Below are 16,272 nucleotides of genomic sequence, written 5' to 3' on the forward strand. Positions count from 1 at the left end.
TCTCAAGCAGCAGGAATACCTCAATGACCTGGAGTCGGAGCTTTCGGCGCGCCCTGACCGTGCCTCTTGCCGTGTCACTGACGATGATGCTCGCCGCCTGCGCGGGATCGACGCAGGGGAAGGTGGAGGTGCGCCGCGATCTGCCCCAATTCCCCTCTTGGGGAATCCCGGTAACGGTGCCCCAGCCAAAAGCCGGTGACGATCCGCTCGTGATTGCCGCGCGGGAGCGTGCAGGCCGGGGCGAGGCAAACCGGCGCATCACGGCGCTGGGCCAGTGGTACGGCGCCGTGAGGGCCGAATACGCCGGGGAAAAGCCAAAGTGAATATCACGAACGAGATCGTCGGCTTTTTCCTCGCCGTGGGCGGGGCGATATTCGGCGCTTACAAATGGATCGAAAGCCGCATCAACCGCGTCGAGGAAAAGACCGATTCGACGAGGCGCGACCTTGAGGCGCACAAGCTGCATGTCGCCCGTGAGTACGTGTCACGCGACGGCCTGAAAGACCTCCGCGACGAAATGAAAGCAGGGTTCAACGACGTAAACAAGCGCCTCGATCGCGTCATCGAACGGCAGGGAGGGGCAGAATGACCAGCCTTGTCACGCCGCTCACCAAAGAGCAATATGCAGGAAGCAGCCCCCGTCATTGGCGACTGCGGTCGTCTAAACGTCGTAGAAACAGCCTGGCGGTGATGAGGTTGATTTGAAGCCTGAAAGTGGCGTCCTCTTCCTCCGACAACCCCGGATGTCCTCCGTGCGGATGCAGCCGATTCAACAAAGCCTGTACGAAGGGGGTCTTCTGCCCACCCGCATTCCACTCGTTGTATTCGGTAAGCAGAAAAGGCGGCTTGACACACGATCCTAAGAAGTCGCGCATCTTCCGGCTATCCAACTCTGGGTCGCAGCCTAATTTGACTGCTATCTCATTCAGGTAACTTTCGAGAAAATTCCGTAGCTCGCCGTTTGCACCCGACCACTCACCGCGCTGGAAGGCCGATATGGCACGGGACAGATGGCCGGCCGCTATAACCAGTTCGTGCTTTCGCAACAGCTGGACGACCTCACTTTCGGCCTCTCTCATGTCCAGCCCCGGGACATCAGAAGGTAGCATTCTGATCAAGGTAACTGTTCGTTGTGCCGACCCGGGCATCCTTCCGTCATCGATCTCGTCGTCGTGGCACTCTACGATCTCGAATCCGTCGAGCCGGAGCCCGGCTTTCAACTTTCGCCAGTAAGATTCGTTCTGCACCCGCGACGAGTACAAGAGCGCGGTTTCCACCAATGCGCGTTCAAGGCTTACAAGGCCCGCCTCAATATAAACAGGAGGCCCCCCTTCAATCGCAGCCCTTGCCAAACTAGCGACGCGGGCCGCCTTGCTGCTGCCGCCTCCCCGATCCGAGATGCCCCATTGTACCTCCAAGACATTGATGTCGTTGTGGGAATGGGTGTCCGATATCACCTCTGCTGCGGCCACGATGGTCATCTGATTAAATTCGCCCATAGCTCCGGCCCTTCTAAATCATGCGTGGACGCACAACTGGCGCCAGTTTTCGCCGCTCCCCGTAGCGAATATGAGGAGTCCTGCACAATCAGCCTATCATCCACCAGCCGCCGCTGCAGCTCCCGTGCTACCTCCCACCGTCATCCAGGTCTCGACTTTCTCCGCCCCATCGAATCATCTTGTTCTCTTTCCGTTCACATGCTCATATCCGCGTATCGTTTGCGTGGAGTATGAACATGAAGAAAATGGTTCGGCCTGAGCCATTCGGCTCAGTCAGGGAGATGATCGAGAAAGACAGCAAGCTGTCGGTATACTGCAAGAGTTTGGGCTGCGGGCACGGGGCCGATCTGGATCTTCAGGCGCTTGCTGTCCGTCTAGGGCCAGACCACCCTACCGACCATTGGTCACTATCGGATCGCTTCAGGTGCGGGAAATGCGGCGGAAAGGACCTGCAGTTCGTGCATCGCATCAAGACGCCCATGCCCTTCTACAAATACCCGGATTTCAGCGTGGATCTGAAACGGGGCGATTATATAGGGTGGCTGAGCGAGGGCGAGGTGAAGAAAGACTTAGGGAGGGCGCAGAGGCACCGCGAGGGCGCAGATAACCACCCTGATGGGGTGTGAGATGCCCGAGGTCATAGACACCTGCCACGGGACTTCCCTGACTCTGCAATCGGCATTCTGTGAGGATGGGGGGCAATAGGTCGGTCAGACCTCGAAATGTTTCACGAAAACCCTGTTTCACAGGTGGAATATGTGCCTTTGAGGCAACAGTGGTAAAAATATCACGGGGATGGGGGGTCGAGTTAAGAAATCGGGGCGCAGACAGGGGACCGGCGGGGGGCTTCAGCTTCCGCGCATGAAGGAAGAAAAAATTATCTGGTGTCGATGTTTTCGGGGGCAGGCTTTCCGTCGATGGCGTACCCGCGCCCCCAAATGGTCCTGATTTCGATGCCGAAAGGCTTCAGCTTCTTGCGTATATGGCAGACAATGACGTCAACGATTTTGATTTCGGGCGCGTCGTCAGGACGGGTGCCATATAGGGCCGTCATGATGGCTTGTTTCGTTGCCTCGTGACGGGAGGCAAGGCACTGGTAAACGGTTGCCTCTACAGGCGTGAGACGCCATTCGATCGGGACGTGTACGCCGGGCGGCGCCAGTGCATCCTCCAATTGGCGCACGCGCTCGCGCAGCGTTTCGATCTCTCGCTGTTGATGGGCGATCAGGTCATCCGCCACGGTGCTTCTTCCGGCTCATGAAAATGGCGCTCGTGAGGCCACGCCAGAATGGGAGTTTCCGCTCCGCGGCGAACCTCGCCGCCTCGTCCTTGATGGTGGACGCGCGAGCCGAAAGCACATGCACTATACGCTCCCCGTCAATTTCGGCTTTGTATTCTGGCGAGAATAGCAATTGCTCGACGGCCTTGATCAGGTCTGCCGAGATTGGCCGGAAGCCGGATTTCGCGCATATCTCCAGAACTTCTCTGGCACCCTTGGCGTAACGCCTGGCCACCATTGAGCGAATCGTCGTCACGGCCATCGTGTCGCCCTGAGCATATCGACCGTTGCCCGGAGGCATCTGGAGAATGCGAACGCCGGATCGCTCACACACTTGAGCGACTGTCAGCGCATCATCGTCGCCCGCCGCTAGCAGGGCATTGTAAAGCTGTGTCGGGGTCACCGCGATACGATCACGATTGTGGCGGACAAAGGCGCTTGCCCTCTCTTGCTGTTCGGTCGCTTCAACGACCAGAACGGGGATGCGATCAATGCCGCCATGCGTCACAGCGGCGATTGCCGTATGCTGGCCATCGATCACCTCAAGACGATCATCAACTTCGACCACGACCGGGGGCTTGAACGCGCGCCAGTCCCATTCGGCCACGATCTTTCGGATGAGGCGAACCGAACGATCAGATAACGAGCGCTGGTATTCCTCGTTGACGGATAGGGTCGATGGCTCGACGAGGCGAACCGTCGGCGCCGTGCTGGAGATCGCTGCTGGGGTGATGTCCGGCAGCCGAAGCGCCGCCACCTGTCGAAGTGTCATGCCTGCTCTCCTGAAATGATGTCGGGTGCTGTGCTGCGTGTCATGAAAAATCCAGGCTGCCGATCACGGCCGGCCCGTCTCGGCCGCCAGGAGGCTCCCGTAGCCCGAACACGATAGAAGCCGCATCGAGGGCGTTGCGGAGCATGAAGCCAGCAGCCCGCGCATCTGGCGCGATGCCGAGCGTGACGAGATCCTGCACCTCTGCGCCGCGGGCGATGACGTGGTCGAGCGCCATTGCGCCGTAGATGCCGGCGGCATTGCTGACTAGCACCAGCGCCTCGGCCGCCTCAAGCGCCGCCTCCTGCACACCTTTGAAGCCGCCGCCGTCGACGGGCGCCTCCCATTTCATTCCCGGATACGACGCATAGGCGTCGTACAGTTCGGACAGGATCTGCGCGGCTTTCGCCTGGATCTCGTTGCATTGGCCGCGCTTGATCATCCTGCTGATGGGGTCTGAGGCGAGGTTTCGATAACCCATGTCGACGGGGCCGTAATCGCTTTTCCGCGTGATCTTTTCGAGGACAGGGATGTTGCCGTCATAGCCCGCGAGCGGGTGGACGCCGAACAGGCGCTCTCCCAGGTCTGGACCGGGCCGCTGACTGGACTTGGCGCCCCTTTTCCTGCTGGCGGGCTTCTTGTCTCCCCGGATCCGCGCCTTACGCGCCTCGCGTTCGTCGAGATACCGCTCTCGATCAGCCGCCGCGTCGGCCTTGGCGGCGTCTCTACGGCCCTCGCGCGCGATCGCGTCATGCATCGCCGCGCGTTGCCGTTCGCGCTCGGCGGCTTCCGCTACCTGATCGCGGTACGCCTTTTCCTCGCAGGAGATCTGAGCGGGTTTTTTCTTCACGCGGTTTTGGCCTTTGGATCGGTACGCGCACGGGAGCGGGGTGGGGTGGATCAGGATGCGCGTCGCCAGGCGGGGATGCCGAGATAGTGTTTGCGCGCCAGATCGGCTCGATGCGCCGCATAGCTCGGCGCCACCATCGGGTAATCCGCCGACAGGCCCCACTTGTTTCGATATTGCTGCGGGGTCAGGCCGTAGTGGGCGGCGAGATGGCGCTTGAGCGATTTGAATTTTCGTCCATCCTCCAGGCAGACGATGAAATCGTCGGTCACGCTGTCTTGGATCGGCACTGCCGGCTCGGGCCTCTGCGATTTGGAAGGCGTGGCCGGGCCGGCGATGGCCCCGCCAACAGCGACGATCAGGTCCGGCAGTTCGGAGCCGGGGACGGTGTTGTTCGCGACGTAGCTGCTGACGATGAGCGCGGTGGCGGATGCGATATCGGGGTTCACGGTGAAACTCCTTCGGGGATGCCGAGCTTTGCTCGCAGGGCGGGACTGACGTTGGGTGGCGCCGCATGAACGCGGGCGGCCGGGGAAGGCGGCGCTGGAGCCGGTTGAGCGCCGGCATGCAGGGTCGCTGCGTGCGGGCTCTCGTCGACAGGCGGTGCGATCGTCTCGGCGAGAACCGATTGGAAGCGGGCGATCACTCGGTCGCGCTCTTCCTGCGTTGGCTCGTGGTAGATCTGCGCGTTGAGGATTCGCTTGATCTGTTCCAGCTCCATGCGGAACGGATAGGCGAGGCTACGGGCCTTCGCGCTCAGCGATGCGGCCGATGGCGGGAATTCCGTGCTGCCGCCGTACTCGCCGCGCTGATAGCCTGCGCAAGCCTGATGCACTGCCCAAAGCGGGGTGTCGGCGAGGTTTTCGACGTACTGGGCGATTTCCCTGTCAGCGTCGGTGATGTTCGCCCGGTACGACGGGAACGACATCAACATCCGCGAAATCAGCGCGCCGATGACGTTCGCCGCAAGAGCCCCGTCGGTTGGCTTCAGGTGCTCGACCAGCTCCCGCCCGCGGGCCTTGAGCATGTCCCGCTGGGCCGGCGTCGGCGCCAGCTTCTCAGAGATCGCCCAGGTCTTGTAATCCGTCTGTTCGGTTTTCATGATCGAAAACAGGCGGTTGACGAGGGTCGAAATCTCGCGACTTGCCACGCCTGGGGGCGAGGATTTCGGCTTCTGCGCGGCGGCCGTCGTGAGGCTCCTGCCGGTCGATATCGTCGAGGTCGAACGCTGGTTGAGACGGTCTGACATTCTCGGCCTCCAAAATCATGTCTCTGATATTGCTGGTGTATTTCTCGTATGCGGCGGCGGCGCCGTTTCGATGTTGGGGTGGAGGCGGAGGGCCGCAGCTGTTGCGGTTCTGGCGCTGGGCAAACCGACCGCCAACCGCGATGCAGCGGTTCCGCCATGTTTTCGACCAGTCGAGTTTCCGGCCGCGCGCTCCCGGCTCAATCTGCCAGTGGTTCAGAAACTCCTCAGCCACCTCGTCGATTTTGTCGGCGGGGATGCCCTTGGACAGGGCGTACTGACGATCCTCCGGCGACGGGCTCCAGTCGTCCGGGATGCGGGTTCCTTTGGGGGATTTCGGCAAAGACGGCTTTTCGACAGTCGTCGTCTCGCCCCCTTGGGGGGGCATATCCCGAAGGGATATCGGGGTATTTTTTATATTATTATCTTCTTCTCTATATATAGATTGTCCCGCATCTTGCTCGACGGCATCATTTTCAATGTCCCGCTCTGAATATTCGTTCTCGAATAAGTCTCTGTTTTTGCTGCTTTTCTTTTGTCCCGCGATTGTCCCGCTTTTTGTCCCAGATTTGTCCCAGATTTGTCCCGCTTCATCGCCTTCGGCACCACCGAACTGATATGTGTCGTAATTGCAAATGGTTATGACCGTACCGCCAGAACGGCCAGTGGAGCCGTCTGCGGCGATCATCGCGGCTTCGGACAGTCGACCAAGGAAGCGATCGACGCGCGATTTGCTCCAGCCCCACTTCTCGGCAAGTTCCCGCGCGGTGGCGGCGACCTGCCCGCGTGACAGGTCGACCGCGCCTCTACCGCGCCGGACGCGGCACGGCTTCCACGCCGCATTGCCGATCAGCCAAAGCCACGCCTCGCGCTCGCTGTACGGTTCGTCAGCGAAAAATTCGTGATCGAAAATGTCACGCGAGACCGCGAAAACGCCGGATGACATCAGGTGCTCCGCACGGCGTCTCTTGCGGCACGCATCGCATCAATCAGGTCGTCCAGCAGGGCAAGCCGAACCGACACCACGTTTCCGCCTGTATGCGGGTTTCGCTGGTGAAGCATAAGATCACCCTCTGGGCTAACCCAAATGCCAATCTCGTGCTGTTCTGCGATGGCCGTGGCGCTGTAGATCGGGCCGCCGTCTTCGTCTTCGCGGTCACTCATTTTAATTCCTCGCTCCATGCGCTGACGATCTTGCGAACACGGTCGAGACCGCCGCTCGCGCGAACGAATTTCAGGATTTCTGCGTCTTCAGGGGATAGGGGCGGGCCTACGCTGGATTCGGGCGCGATGCTGGCTGGCTCGTCATCGGCGAATGGTCCGTGCCGTTCGATCGTCTGCACAGTGACTGTAGGCCGGGCGTCCCGGTCGTATTCGCCTGCCAGGGTCAGATCCCGCACGCGCGCGACGATGTTCGCACCCGTGCGGTAATATCGGGCGTAGAGCAACTGCCGCTCGTTGTGCGTGCCCAGCTCGCGCTGCTGGCGCTCGATGCGATCGGCGTCCTGATGAAGCTGCAGGACGACGGCGTTCAGTTCGTGCGTGCCGGGGAGGCTCACTCAGCAGCCTCCAGCATCGCCAAATGCCCGCAGTTGACCGCGACCAGCGCCGCCGCCACCGGCGGCGACACGCTGTTGCCGACACACGAGACCTGCACGGATTTCGGAAACGCCCGCCACACGCCGTCCTGCATGCCGCCGTCGATGATATAGCCCGGCGGAAAACCCTGCGCGTTGTACAGCTCGCGCGGCGTCAGCATGCGCATGCCGATGTCGACGATGACGTATTCCACGCCGCCGATCGTCAGCGTGACGAACTCGCGCTCGTCCCAGAAGCCGTGCGCGCGCATGAAATCCGCCACCTCGCGCGCCCGGACGACGTGCTCATCCGAGAACGGCGGCGCGGCGATCGCCGCCTCGACGTGGCCGTGCCGGTCCTTCGTCGTGATGGTGCGCGCGGGCCGGTCTTCCTCGCCGCCGTCACCGGTGCCGTAGTAGGATTGCAGGAACGGCGCGACGAGCAGCGATTTACCGCCGCCGCCGTCCGGCATCACGGTCGCCGCCGGCATCTCCATTGGATGCCCGGTGGCCGTGCCGAACTGGCGCGAGACGAAGGCCGAGACGAGCGCGGACTTGCCGCCGCCATTGGCCGTGATGGTCCCCGAAGGCTCGTCGGCCGCATGGCCGACGGAAGCCCCGAACTGGCGCGAGACGAAAGCGGCGACGACGCTCTGCTGCGAGCCCGTGGACGTCACCGTCGACAGGGGCGCATCCGCCGCACGACCCGGATGCCCGCCGCCATCGCGCGAGGAATTGTGCTGGGCGATGAAGGCGGCGGCGACGCAGGCATCGGCCTTGGCCGTGATGGTGGCGAACGGCTCGTCGCCGCCGCGCGGCCGGCTCTGCGCCGCCCGGCCGCCGCACCCGACCAGCGTCGGCACGATCACCGCATTCTGATCCTTCCGGCTCGCTGTGATCGTATGGCTGGGCGCGGCGGCGCTCCGGATCGATCCGCCATGCTGCGCCGCCGTCAGCACCGGCGCGACCAGCGTCAGCCCCCCTCCGCCTGCCGTGATGGTGTGCGCCGGCTCGTCCGCGCCGTTGAACGGCTTGCCCGCGTTGCGCATCGTCATGACGTGCGGCGCGACGACGGCATGGCTGATGCCACCCGCCGTCACGACGCCGTGCGGCTCGGTCAGCGGGTATTCCCGCCGCCCGCCGCTGTCGCCGTGGGCAATCGACACCAGAAACGGCCGCGCCGCGTCGAGCACGTAGCGCTTCATGCCGCGCGCCACCCGGGCGAGGGTATTGTCGGCCAGCGGGCGCACAGACGACACCCCGTGCTTGAGCCGGATCTCGCCGGACGTGGAGAATATGCTCGGGCACGGCAGCGACCAGTCGATGCATTCCGCCACCGCCCGCCACGGTTTTTTCCGCCCGGCGATCACGTCCGGATCGTCCGGTGCGCCGTGCGTCGGCTCGGGCCAGACGATTTTCTGGCCGTCGAATCGGATGATGACGAACAGCCGTTTGCGGATCGTCGGCGCGCCGTAGTCGCAGGCGCGCAGCTCGCGCATTTCCAGCCGGCCGCCGAGCCGGCGCAGCCGCCGGCACCACGCCGTGAACGTCTCGCCCTTGCGGGCCGGGTCGGGAAAAAGCCCGCGGCTGGTGTGGATCAGCGGCCCCCAGGTCGAGAATTCCTCGACATTCTCCATGATAACGACATCGATCCGCCCGCCGCTCCTCCTGATCCGCTCGACCCAGAACGGGATGATATGGGCGAGATCGCGCACGTTGCGCTCGACCGGCTTGCCGCCCTTGGCCTTGGAAAAATGCTTGCAGTCCGGCGAGAACCAGGCGAGCCCGATATGCCGCCCGGCCACGTGGTCGAGCGGGTCGACGTGGTAGATGTTTTTCGACAGGTGCAGCGTGTCCGGATGATTGGCCGCGTGCAGCGCCAGCGCGTCGGGGTTGTGGTTGATGGCGATATCGGGCGAGCGGCCCAGCGCCATCTCGATGCCGGTTGAGGCCCCGCCGCCGCCGGCGAAGCTGTCGATAATGAGCGGGGCAGCCGTCATGCCGCCCTCCGCAGCCAATGGAACGTCGTGCCGGCATAAGGGGACTGAAGATCCCAGACGAGCCAGCACCAATCGGCGGTGCCGCCGCTTGCCTTGCCGCCGCGCGCCAGGTATTCGCCCGGCGGGCAGGACGGGCGCGGGGTCAGGATGTAGATCCGGCTGGGCGGATGCTCTGCATAGAGGCCGGAGGCGCGGCCATCGCTCCCAAGGAATTTCAGATCGACAAAGACCGCGACCTTGTTCGTCGCGATGGTCAGCGCTTTACGGATGAATGCCTCGGTGCCCTTGCCGCCGAAGAAGGGTGGATTCGTGATCAAGTTGTCACAGTGCCCCGGCTTGAACGCGCCATCGGCAAGGAAGTCGATTTCGCCGACAAACCAATCGGCGTCCACCCGGCGCACGATGTCGGAACCGTCGGCGTCGTACCCGTGGGCGATCATCGTCTTGACGATGTTGCCCTGCCCGCAGGCGGGATCGAGCGTGAGGCCGTGGAACTTCTCGACCGTCAGCAGCGCCGCAGTACAGTCCTCATCTTCGACGTACCAGTTTAACTTGTCGCGTTCCCATATCTTGGCCGATTTCGGGCGAGCGCGTTCCGTGACTGCGTTTCCCGCAGCGAGATCGGTCATTGCCCGTCTCCCCGCGCAAAAACGTTCCAGACGTGCGATTCGGGAATGCGGAAAATGCGCGCGATCTCCATAGAGTCGAAGCCGGCATTGAACGCTTTGAAAATCTCGGCGTCCGGAACCGACGGCGGGTCATTGGAGGCTGGAGCCTCCTCGCCGCCGCCGGTGTCCGCGACGAATTGACCGCTTTGGGGGTCCATGAAGCCATCCCCGCCCCATCCCCGGTCAAGCGATCCTTGTTGCGGCCTTGCACCGCCCAGCCCTTCATCCTGGGTTCTGGGGCGAAATGTGGGGCGGGTGTTCATTGCCGGCTTTCTCCGAATAGCTGGAGGGAGGCCGGTACATGCTTCGCGAAGACGGCGCTTGCATAGTCGTGCAACCCGCACGCGTCGGCGCGGTTGTCATCGCGGCATTCCTTGGGGAGATACCCGAGCTGGACGCAGCGCTGGATGACAGCGCGTTTCGTGTCTTCCCGGTTGCCGGTGCGAGGCTTGCCGATGAAATGCTTGCGCACCCGGTCGACGTTCACGAATTCGACCCTGGCTCCATATGCCCAGCACAGTGCATCGGCAACATACGCGCCGCCGAAGGCATAGGGGATGCTCGACGCTGACGGATGCGCTACCGCATTCAGTGGCGCCTCGATGGCAACCAGCTCCGGCCGATCCTGAAAGCTGAAGAACTGCTCCCGGAGGAAGCACAGCAGATTTCGGCACACGCTTCTCGGATCGTCGCCAAGGCGCACCGAGCCCGAGCGCGCGATGGCGCCGGGTTTCCCGAACGCGAATCCGGTCACCTTCGCGATATCCAGAGCAAGCACCATCACCGGCCGCGTCCTCAGTTCAGGATGGTGTAAGAGCCCTGCGGCTCTGCGTCGGGGAGGGCGTTCTTCTTCGGTCGGCCGCGCCGCTTGCGCTCGCCGTCGAGGTTCACCGGCGGCGGGGGCGGGGCAGGTTCGTCGCTGCCGGCGGCATCATCCTGATGATCATCATCCAGATCGGCCGGCGCGCCGGGCGGCGGTGCCAAGTGCTTCGTGCCCTCGAATGCCTCCAGCGCCTTGTCCAGCGGGATGCCGTCGCGCTTCACGTCCCGGACTTCCTCGACGGGCTCGCCATCCTCGTCGTCGTCGAAATCGTCATCGTCGACCGGGGCCATGCGCGCGAGATCGTCGAGGTTGCCGACGTGGCCGCCCTCACGAATGTCCTCTTCGACGGCGTCGAGGTATTCCCGCACATGATCGATCATATCGAGCGCAGCAAGCTCGTTTGTCTTCGCCTTGCGGTAGATCGACGCGACAGCGCGAAAGGCGGCGCCGTTGAGGTTGCCGTTTTCCTGCGCCGACTTGATGCGATCGCCGAACGCACCCGCGATGCTGGAGGTCTTTTCCTTGACGCTGGCGCTTTCCTTGAACAGCGCCAGTAGCAGCTTTCTGTTGGGAAGTTTCTTGGTCTCTTCAGACATGATTTTCTCCGGAGGAAGGTGAGGGGGTGTCGAGGGTGGGCTCGACATAGCTGCCGTAGACAGAGGTGAGGTGCGGCACCGAAACGCCGCCCAGACCGCGGCGGGCGCGGATACCGAGGGCGGCCGCCACGCATTCGGGCTTCGTCGGGGTGGCGGGTTTCGGCTCGGCAGGCAGGATGCTGCGCAGCCGGGCGATATGGACCTCGGCATCAGCCGGGCGACGGACGGTGCCGGCACGCGTTCTGACCCCACGATCGAAGCTCCGGCATTTCCGCCAGATAAGCTCCTCGCTCACGCCGAGCGTGGCGGCTATTTCGCGCTGGGTCAGCCCAGCCCTGTTCGCCGCGGTCAGGATACGGATGGCATCTTCGTTCCAGTCGATCCGGCGGGCGATGGACATCACGCCCCCCGTTCCGGCACCGGCAGATCGGTGTGTCTGGAGATGCGCAACTCGCCATGGCCTTTCGGGTGATGAGCCCGCAGGTCGTAATAGGAGAGAAGCCACGCGGTCTTAAGATTGACCCGGTCGAGGGCTTGGCTGCCTTCGCCCTCCCTGTACGTCATTGGCACCGGGCAGGGCAGGGTTGCGCCGGTCAGCTCGGCAGCGCGTCCGTTCGAAATACGGCTTTCATGGTTCGAAACCATCAGGCAGCCTCCCTTTGATCCACGGCGCTATCCATGCCGCAAAGCCGGTCAAGGCGTCCGATAAGTTCAACAAGTAGATCGCGAATTTCGTCCGTATCCGAAACAGCGGCGGTCGCGAGCATGCTGGAGACGGCGGCGGTAGACCGCTGGTATTTGGCACGGGCTTGTTCCTCAAGCTGGCGGTCGCGCAGGTCCGCCGCCGCGCGCCGACGCTCAAGCGCCGCCCGGACGCTATCGACGACGCGCGCGCTCGGGTTCTGCGCTTCGCAGTAGAAAAGGGATTTGGCGGACCTGAAGGAAATGCCGGCCGCGCGCGCCACGCGCTCAAGAAAGCGGTCGTTTTTCTCGCCGGGGAGGCGCGGCTCGCCCAGCTCAATAACGGCATCTCTCATTTCAGCGGCCAACGCGGGCACTTCAGGTAGCCTTTCCGTTTTGATGGAAGGAATTTCCGCTCCTGCGGAACGCGGCCGTGGCAATTTCCCAGGCATGGGAAATCCAGCAGCGAAGGATCGGAAAATGGGGAAGGAGAAAGAAAAACGGGGGGGGGGCATTACGAGCCCTCCCCAGTTTGGCCCGGGAGGGCATCTGAAGGTGAAGCGATAGAGGGCACTATCTGGTCAATTGGAAGTCCAGTTTCTCTGCTGATTGCCAGTGCGAGGCGCAGCGAGGGTATCGCTTTGCCCGACCGAATTTTGGAGATCATGGACCGATCGCACCCAACCCGACCGGCCAAATCAGCGTCGGTCAGCCCTCGCTCAGAAAGGAGTGTGGCAAGCGTGCTCATAGTCGGAATGTGCATATCATGCACGTGCATGTCAAGCACAAACGTGCATGCCATCGCATGGCGATGGGTGCCCACATCGAGTAAGGTGTGAACATGGCTCCCGTTAAGAAAAAGCATCATCCGCTTCAGAGAACATATCTCCGCGAATGGCGGGATTACCTTGGCTTGACCCAGGATCAGGTTGCTGAAAAGATCGATCTGGGGCGGGACACTCTCTCGAAAATTGAGACCGGGAAATCACCGTACACTCAGCGAACCCTTGAAGCCGCGGCGAGAGCTTTCGGTGTGCATCCAGCTGCCATCCTGCTAAGCAACCCTCAAGATCCATCCGATCCATGGAGGCTGCTCACGATGGTTGCCACTGCTCCACCGCTCGAAAGAGAGCAAATCCTCGAATATGCTGCGTTCAGGTTGAAGATTCCATGGCCACCGCAGCGGACTTAGTCCGATGGCTTATGTGAACCCGCCAAACGCCGCCATGCACAGCCGCCATTGCAGCAGATAGAGCGGCAGCAGCCCGATCGACTTCCGCAAGTGGATCGTTGGCGGTGGCGGCGGCTGATGGTTGCGTCAACGAAGCGGCGCCTACCAAAAACAGCCGTCGGCTTAAAACGGTCTCTTCTCTCTTTGCCATTCCCGCCCCCTCAGACGCTCACTCAACCCGAGAACGTTAACGGAACATTTACAGTTTGGCAACGAAGAGAGAACAGACTGCGGCGAAAATGTGGAGAGCGTGCAGAACGTGGTTAACTTTGCGCGATATCAAGGAATGTCATTTTTTGGTAATACTTTGATCGCGAAGTCAAATAACTGACACGTCACAATTGCTGATTGTAGGCGCGGCTGCCATGTCAGCCTTGGTTGTGCTTGACTCTGGGGCGTCAACTTGGAATCAGTCGTGGTAACAGGTCATTAGATCGTGGTCTCGGGGCAGGAGTTAAGAGGCGTGAGTGACAAGGCACCCGAAGATAACGGTCGCGGCAACACGCTCCCTGACGGGAACGAGATATCACTCAACGACCTTAAGTCTTTCCTAACTGCAAAGGGCGCGAGCTGGACTTGCCCTGTTTGTTCAACTTCGAAGTGGTCAGCCGCCATAGAGACAACTTCCGATCACCATGTCCCGTCATTGCTGGGTATACACAAAATAAGTGGCGAACTGATCGGCGCTGATGTGATTCAGCTTATGCTTCTAATATGCGACAATTGTGGATACATTCGCGCCTTCTCGCGGGGAACGATCTTGCGTTGGAAGCAAGAGAAGTCGGAGGCATACTAGCGTGTCCGAGCCAGCACTAAGAGAAGTAGTTGATTTAGGGTCGCGCCGCCCCCATACTACAGTGAAGGGCCGTCTCCCACCGGGTGATGGCGGAGGGACATCGGACGAGATGGAAGCGCGCGTCACATCGTTGGAGACAAAGTTCGAGCGCATTGATGCGAAACTCGACGATATCGTTCGCCGATTTGACGTCCGGTTCGACGCCACGAACGCCAAGATCGACGCTTACAAGGCGGAGGCCGCCGCGCTCGGCGCGAAGGTAGACGCGCGCCCCACCACGGCTGGCATTATCGGCATCGTAGCGACCCTGGTGCTTTTCGGCGTGGTGTCGGCCCTCGCCCCGATCGCCGCGAGCTGGCTCAACCAGTCTATCGACGAATCGAAGGCGCGGGTTCAGATGCTGGCTCCCCCGCCACCTGCCGCGCCGCCTCCCTAACCTAGCCCGCTCCGGCGGGATTCTGGGGTGCCGCCTATGGCCATGCCCTCGCTGGCAATCGAGGCCGGCCGGGTGTATCGTTCTGGGGCTGCACCATCCTCAGAGCGGGGCCGACATGCTACGAACCGCCACCAATGATGACGCCACACGGGATGAGGGAGCGCGCATATTCAACCCCGTTGCCGTCGCTATCGGCCACATCCGTCTCGACGCCGACTTGGCCGAGCTTCGCAAGATTGCCGAACAAAGTCCCGATCTCGCGCACAAGATCGTCGATCAGCGCCTCAGAGAGACCGAGAACGAACGCTGGCGCTATGCGCTTGGAGCGGTGATCGTCGCAGGACTGGCAGCGCTGCTTTTCGCTACGTGGCGTGGCGCGAAGAGGGGCTGAAAAGCCGGCCCGCTTCGGCGGGCTTTTTGTTGACCGTTGCACATTCCTGGCGGGCGCTTTCGAAGCGCGAGCTATAGTGGGTGCCGGGGCGGTGGCACGCCCCGGCTTCAGCCATCCCTCCCATCTTGCTCCCGAAAGGAATGACCGAATGAGTGAAACCACAGACCTCGAAGCCAGAGTGAAGGCGCTTGAAGAAGAATTGAGCGCTGTCAATTACAGGTTGAGCACGTTCATTGCGGAAGCGCGGAAGCTGATTACCAAGATCCACAAGCGCCATGATCACCCGAAGGAAATCATTGAGGCTGCTCGCGATCTTGATGACGCGATTGGCATTTTCGCCAACCGAGCCAAGGAGTAAGCACCGCGACGACGTGACAAGCACCGGCGGAGCTCCCGCCGGCGCATTTTATTCCCTGACACTCCCCCGGATTCTGCTGACCGCCACCGACGCCTTCAGCGATTTCTCGCTCACGAGTTCGGCTGCAGCGAACAGCTTGCCCTCGGGATCGTTGTCGTAGAGCCCTCTTGCTCTGATAATCGTTTCAAGCTCTGCGAAGGCCAGGTGCACAGCGTCGGCCTTATCCCATGCATCCTGAAGCGCCGCCCTCAATTCCGCGCCGCTAAGCGCTGGCGTGTTCGGTTCCAGATATCCCATCCCATCCTCCTTGTTGATGACCCCTTATAGCGCGGGTTGAAGGGCGCGTCGCGATGAAAATGTGCATCACAATCACTTTTTAGCTTGACGCAATAGTGAACATCATGCACATTCTCCTCATCCCCACAACGGGGAAACGGAGAACCCCATGACAAGCAGCACGAACGAGACGGTCACGGAAACGCCGGGCGAAGGCGCCCCGGAGGTGATCGAAGCCATCAAGGGTTTTGACGCGAATTTCGTCGCAAACGGCAGAACCTTCGAAATTGGCCAGACGTACACGATTGATGGCGAACTGACGGATTTCGGCAATGGTTTCGACGCCGTGCCCGCCGACGAGCACCCGCTGACCGTATTCGATCGCGTTCCGCCGGCCGGTGCCAGATATGCGCTCGTCGAGCAAAGCGGCAAGATCATTCGCGAATACGGCTGGACCGCATCGGCATCGATTGCCGTAAAGAGTGATTTGGGCCTATCCGGTTTGATCAACAGCGCTATCAAGTTCGTGCGTGATCGGGTGACGCCTGCCAATAGCAACAGCACGGACGGGGACCTCAGCGCATCGCAGGCCACCGGGGACCGCAGCGCATCGCAGGCCACCGGGGACCGCAGCGCATCGCAGGCCACCGGGGACCTCAGCGCATCGCAGGCCACCGGGTACCGCAGCGCATCGCAGGCCACCGGGGACCGCAGCGCATCGCAGGCCACCGGGTACCGCAGCGCATCGCAGGCCACCGGGTACCGCAGCGCATCGCAGGCCACCGGGTACCGCAGCGCA

At 62.0% G+C, this 16,272-nt stretch carries 27 protein-coding genes; 8 read left to right on the forward strand and 19 right to left on the reverse strand.

Annotation, left to right across the window (positions count from 1 at the left end; genetic code table 11):
• The first annotated feature begins 23 nt into the window (after positions 1-23).
• Together ACUSIJ_RS28820 and ACUSIJ_RS28825 are read left to right on the forward strand one after the other, a co-directional pair.
• Entirely contained in the window at positions 24-323 is a 300-nt protein-coding gene (locus ACUSIJ_RS28820; RefSeq protein ID WP_449311860.1) for a hypothetical protein, read from the forward strand.
• Positions 320-589: a hypothetical protein gene (locus tag ACUSIJ_RS28825; protein WP_449311861.1), complete on the forward strand. Its 270-nt coding sequence runs from the start codon at positions 320-322 to the stop codon at positions 587-589. Before ACUSIJ_RS28820 ends, ACUSIJ_RS28825 begins: the two co-directional genes overlap by 4 nt.
• Positions 590-641: 52 nt before the next feature.
• On the opposite strand, the gene ACUSIJ_RS28830 is transcribed toward ACUSIJ_RS28825, so the two are convergent.
• Positions 642-1,481: a hypothetical protein gene (locus ACUSIJ_RS28830; RefSeq protein WP_449311862.1), complete on the reverse strand. Its 840-nt coding sequence runs from the start codon at positions 1,479-1,481 to the stop codon at positions 642-644.
• Between the two features lie 254 nt (positions 1,482-1,735).
• Between ACUSIJ_RS28830 and ACUSIJ_RS28835 the strand changes: the two genes are divergently transcribed.
• Positions 1,736-2,125, forward strand: coding sequence for a hypothetical protein (locus ACUSIJ_RS28835; protein WP_449311863.1), 390 nt, complete (start codon positions 1,736-1,738; stop codon positions 2,123-2,125).
• Positions 2,126-2,376: 251 nt separating this feature from the next.
• Here the strand turns inward: ACUSIJ_RS28835 and ACUSIJ_RS28840 are convergent, their stop codons facing one another.
• The 17 genes from ACUSIJ_RS28840 to ACUSIJ_RS28920 form a co-directional block, all read right to left on the reverse strand.
• Positions 2,377-2,739, reverse strand: a complete 363-nt coding sequence (locus ACUSIJ_RS28840) for a helix-turn-helix domain-containing protein (RefSeq protein ID WP_449311864.1) — start codon at positions 2,737-2,739, stop codon at positions 2,377-2,379.
• Positions 2,729-3,550: a DUF6551 family protein gene (locus tag ACUSIJ_RS28845; RefSeq protein WP_449311865.1), complete on the reverse strand. Its 822-nt coding sequence runs from the start codon at positions 3,548-3,550 to the stop codon at positions 2,729-2,731. The genes ACUSIJ_RS28840 and ACUSIJ_RS28845 overlap by 11 nt, the downstream gene beginning before the upstream one ends.
• 40 nt (positions 3,551-3,590) lie before the next feature.
• Positions 3,591-4,397: a hypothetical protein gene (locus ACUSIJ_RS28850; RefSeq protein WP_449311866.1), complete on the reverse strand. Its 807-nt coding sequence runs from the start codon at positions 4,395-4,397 to the stop codon at positions 3,591-3,593.
• Between the two features lie 50 nt (positions 4,398-4,447).
• Positions 4,448-4,843, reverse strand: coding sequence for a MucR family transcriptional regulator (locus ACUSIJ_RS28855; RefSeq protein WP_449311867.1), 396 nt, complete (start codon positions 4,841-4,843; stop codon positions 4,448-4,450).
• Entirely contained in the window at positions 4,840-5,496 is a 657-nt protein-coding gene (locus ACUSIJ_RS28860; RefSeq protein WP_449311868.1) for a hypothetical protein, read from the reverse strand. The genes ACUSIJ_RS28855 and ACUSIJ_RS28860 overlap by 4 nt, the downstream gene beginning before the upstream one ends.
• On the reverse strand, positions 5,453-6,586 hold the full coding sequence (locus ACUSIJ_RS28865; protein WP_449311869.1) for a hypothetical protein: 1,134 nt from the start codon (positions 6,584-6,586) through the stop codon (positions 5,453-5,455). Before ACUSIJ_RS28865 ends, ACUSIJ_RS28860 begins: the two co-directional genes overlap by 44 nt.
• Positions 6,586-6,804 (reverse strand): hypothetical protein, encoded by a 219-nt coding sequence (locus tag ACUSIJ_RS28870; RefSeq protein WP_449311870.1) that lies wholly within the window; start codon positions 6,802-6,804, stop codon positions 6,586-6,588. The genes ACUSIJ_RS28865 and ACUSIJ_RS28870 overlap by 1 nt, the downstream gene beginning before the upstream one ends.
• Complete coding sequence (locus ACUSIJ_RS28875; RefSeq protein ID WP_449311871.1) at positions 6,801-7,199, reverse strand: hypothetical protein; 399 nt, start codon at positions 7,197-7,199, stop codon at positions 6,801-6,803. The genes ACUSIJ_RS28870 and ACUSIJ_RS28875 overlap by 4 nt, the downstream gene beginning before the upstream one ends.
• On the reverse strand, positions 7,196-9,217 hold the full coding sequence (locus ACUSIJ_RS28880; RefSeq protein ID WP_449311872.1) for a DNA cytosine methyltransferase: 2,022 nt from the start codon (positions 9,215-9,217) through the stop codon (positions 7,196-7,198). The genes ACUSIJ_RS28875 and ACUSIJ_RS28880 overlap by 4 nt, the downstream gene beginning before the upstream one ends.
• Positions 9,214-9,846 (reverse strand): hypothetical protein, encoded by a 633-nt coding sequence (locus ACUSIJ_RS28885; protein ID WP_449311873.1) that lies wholly within the window; start codon positions 9,844-9,846, stop codon positions 9,214-9,216. The genes ACUSIJ_RS28880 and ACUSIJ_RS28885 overlap by 4 nt, the downstream gene beginning before the upstream one ends.
• Complete coding sequence (locus ACUSIJ_RS28890; RefSeq protein WP_449311874.1) at positions 9,843-10,148, reverse strand: hypothetical protein; 306 nt, start codon at positions 10,146-10,148, stop codon at positions 9,843-9,845. The genes ACUSIJ_RS28885 and ACUSIJ_RS28890 overlap by 4 nt, the downstream gene beginning before the upstream one ends.
• Positions 10,145-10,669, reverse strand: a complete 525-nt coding sequence (locus tag ACUSIJ_RS28895) for a hypothetical protein (RefSeq protein ID WP_449311875.1) — start codon at positions 10,667-10,669, stop codon at positions 10,145-10,147. Before ACUSIJ_RS28895 ends, ACUSIJ_RS28890 begins: the two co-directional genes overlap by 4 nt.
• An 11-nt stretch (positions 10,670-10,680) precedes the next feature.
• Complete coding sequence (locus ACUSIJ_RS28900) at positions 10,681-11,304, reverse strand: hypothetical protein (RefSeq protein ID WP_449311876.1); 624 nt, start codon at positions 11,302-11,304, stop codon at positions 10,681-10,683.
• Entirely contained in the window at positions 11,297-11,704 is a 408-nt protein-coding gene (locus tag ACUSIJ_RS28905) for a hypothetical protein (protein WP_449311877.1), read from the reverse strand. Before ACUSIJ_RS28905 ends, ACUSIJ_RS28900 begins: the two co-directional genes overlap by 8 nt.
• Positions 11,704-11,949, reverse strand: a complete 246-nt coding sequence (locus ACUSIJ_RS28910; RefSeq protein WP_449311878.1) for a hypothetical protein — start codon at positions 11,947-11,949, stop codon at positions 11,704-11,706. The genes ACUSIJ_RS28905 and ACUSIJ_RS28910 overlap by 1 nt, the downstream gene beginning before the upstream one ends.
• On the reverse strand, positions 11,949-12,437 hold the full coding sequence (locus tag ACUSIJ_RS28915; RefSeq protein ID WP_449311879.1) for a hypothetical protein: 489 nt from the start codon (positions 12,435-12,437) through the stop codon (positions 11,949-11,951). Before ACUSIJ_RS28915 ends, ACUSIJ_RS28910 begins: the two co-directional genes overlap by 1 nt.
• A gap of 62 nt (positions 12,438-12,499) precedes the next feature.
• A complete protein-coding gene (locus ACUSIJ_RS28920; RefSeq protein ID WP_449311880.1) occupies positions 12,500-12,853 on the reverse strand; it encodes a helix-turn-helix transcriptional regulator in 354 nt (117 codons plus the stop codon).
• Here ACUSIJ_RS28920 and ACUSIJ_RS28925 point away from each other — a divergent pair.
• From ACUSIJ_RS28925 to ACUSIJ_RS28940, 4 genes are all read left to right on the forward strand, one after another.
• Positions 12,827-13,177, forward strand: coding sequence for a helix-turn-helix domain-containing protein (locus tag ACUSIJ_RS28925; protein WP_449311881.1), 351 nt, complete (start codon positions 12,827-12,829; stop codon positions 13,175-13,177). The genes ACUSIJ_RS28920 and ACUSIJ_RS28925 overlap by 27 nt on opposite strands.
• 944 nt (positions 13,178-14,121) lie before the next feature.
• Positions 14,122-14,448 carry a hypothetical protein gene (locus tag ACUSIJ_RS28930; RefSeq protein ID WP_449311882.1) on the forward strand — a complete coding sequence of 109 codons (327 nt, stop codon included), beginning with the start codon at positions 14,122-14,124 and terminating at the stop codon, positions 14,446-14,448.
• 115 nt (positions 14,449-14,563) lie between these two features.
• Positions 14,564-14,839, forward strand: a complete 276-nt coding sequence (locus tag ACUSIJ_RS28935) for a hypothetical protein (protein ID WP_449311883.1) — start codon at positions 14,564-14,566, stop codon at positions 14,837-14,839.
• Positions 14,840-14,987: 148 nt separating this feature from the next.
• Positions 14,988-15,197 (forward strand): hypothetical protein, encoded by a 210-nt coding sequence (locus ACUSIJ_RS28940; protein ID WP_449311884.1) that lies wholly within the window; start codon positions 14,988-14,990, stop codon positions 15,195-15,197.
• 48 nt (positions 15,198-15,245) lie between these two features.
• Here the strand turns inward: ACUSIJ_RS28940 and ACUSIJ_RS28945 are convergent, their stop codons facing one another.
• Entirely contained in the window at positions 15,246-15,494 is a 249-nt protein-coding gene (locus tag ACUSIJ_RS28945) for a hypothetical protein (protein WP_449311885.1), read from the reverse strand.
• 148 nt (positions 15,495-15,642) lie between these two features.
• Here ACUSIJ_RS28945 and ACUSIJ_RS28950 point away from each other — a divergent pair.
• A partial coding sequence (locus ACUSIJ_RS28950; RefSeq protein WP_449311886.1) for a DUF7666 domain-containing protein occupies positions 15,643-16,272 on the forward strand: 630 nt, incomplete at its 3' end.

The organism is Pseudochelatococcus sp. B33 (assembly GCF_053570585.1).